The sequence below is a fragment of the Pseudomonas sp. CBZ-4 genome (assembly GCF_000346755.1).
Lineage (GTDB): Bacteria > Pseudomonadota > Gammaproteobacteria > Pseudomonadales > Pseudomonadaceae > Aquipseudomonas.
Map to the genome: position 1 here is coordinate 1 of NZ_ANNV01000146.1, position 1,508 is coordinate 1,508.

Annotated in this window: 2 protein-coding genes; one reads left to right on the top strand and one right to left on the bottom strand. The window is 56.3% G+C overall.

All coding sequences use genetic code 11. The features are described 5' to 3' along the window. Positions 1-119: 119 nt before the first annotated feature. Positions 120-749: a C40 family peptidase gene (locus B348_RS0119550; RefSeq protein WP_032864999.1), complete on the bottom strand. Its 630-nt coding sequence runs from the start codon at positions 747-749 to the stop codon at positions 120-122. A 249-nt stretch (positions 750-998) separates the two neighbouring features. On the opposite strand from B348_RS0119550, the gene B348_RS0119555 reads away from it, so the two are divergent. Then, a complete protein-coding gene (locus B348_RS0119555) occupies positions 999-1,427 on the top strand; it encodes a TM2 domain-containing protein (protein WP_017737767.1) in 429 nt (142 codons plus the stop codon). The last annotated feature ends 81 nt before the right edge of the window (positions 1,428-1,508 follow it).

The window sequence follows — 1,508 nt, forward strand, 5'->3', positions numbered from 1 at the left end:
TGTGGGAGCTGGCTTGCCTGCGATAGCATCTCCTCGGTCTAACTGATACACCGAGGTGCCCGCATCGCAGGCAAGCCAGCTCCCACACAACCAGCGTCACATTTTATTTCAGCGTTGGATCAGCGCTGTACGACCCGCAGGTTGCTGTTCTGCTCTTTCGGCAGCACCCGCTTGGCAATCACATAGTTCTTGTCCCAGAACGGCTTCTTCAGCGTGTCGATGCTTACCGACTTGCCACGACGCGGTGCGTGGATGAAGCGGTCGTTGCCCAGGTAGATGGCAACGTGGTTGACCTGGCGGCTCTTCAGTTTGAAGAACAACAGGTCGCCCGGCTTCAAGTCCTTGCGATCAACCTTCTGCCCGTGGCCGGCGGCCATGGCATTGGACGTGCGCGGCAGGTCCACTGCGGCAACGTCGTTAAACGCATATTTCACCAGGCCACTGCAATCGAACCCTTTACTTGGGCTGCTGCCGCCCCAACGATAAGGGGTACCGAGCACGTTGACGGCGCGGCTGAGGACATTGCTGCTTTGCTTGGTGTTGACGCCGACCAGGCCGCTGGCATGGGCCTTGCTCACTTGAGTCGGGCGGTTGACGGTCAGCTTGACCGCCTTGGTGGTGCCGGGTGTGCTGTGAACTTTAGGGGTGAAACCATTAACGTTCGGAAGTCGTTGCTCACGATTGGTGGCGTGGGCGGCCAGTGGCATTAATAGGCAAATGGTTAGCCATGTCTTGAAAAATGGTCGCATTAGGCGTGGCTCTTTTTGGTTTGCGCGCAACTTTATAACAGCTTTTTGTGTCGTTATAAGGCCGTTTGTCGATTGAACCTTGGGGTCAAAGTCAGCAAAAACGCGACGAATCGCCGCAATTGTCCTACACAAGTCAGGTGGCACAAGGCTTTGCGGGAGGGAAGATACCATCGGCCACACGTCGGGCGCCCGTAAAAAAGTCACAAAGAAAATGAAAATATTTATCTATCGAGGCAAAAGAGGTACGCGATGAACACCTATCGGCAAGATGTTTCCCAGCACGACACGCACAGTAAGGTGATCGGTTACCTGCTCTGGATTTTCGGATTTACCGGCGCGCACCGCTTCTATTACGGCAAGCCGGTGACCGGCACGATCTGGTTTTTCACCTTCGGCCTGCTGGGCATTGGCTGGCTGATCGACCTGTTCCTGATCCCGGCCATGGACCGTGAAGCCGACCTGCGGTTTACCGCCGGGCCGATCGAATACAACGTGGCCTGGATTCTGTTGACGTTCCTGGGGGTGTTCGGTGTGCACCGCATGTACCAGGGCAAATGGATCACCGGTTTGATCTACCTGCTGACCGGTGGTTTGTTCCTGGTGGGGGTGCTGTATGACTTCTGGACGTTGAATACGCAGATTTCGATCCGCAATGCCGAGCGCAACGGCGGGCGCTGAGCCTCTAGAGGTATAGACAGAACCCACTGTGGGAGCAGGCTTGTGTGGGAGCTGGCTTGCCTGCGATGCAGGCACCTCGGT

Coding starts and splice junctions, on each gene's coding strand:
- B348_RS0119550 (WP_032864999.1), bottom strand. CDS start 749: ATGCGACCATTTTTCAAGACATGGCTAACCATTTGCCTATTAATGCCA.
- B348_RS0119555 (WP_017737767.1), top strand. CDS start 999: ATGAACACCTATCGGCAAGATGTTTCCCAGCACGACACGCACAGTAAG.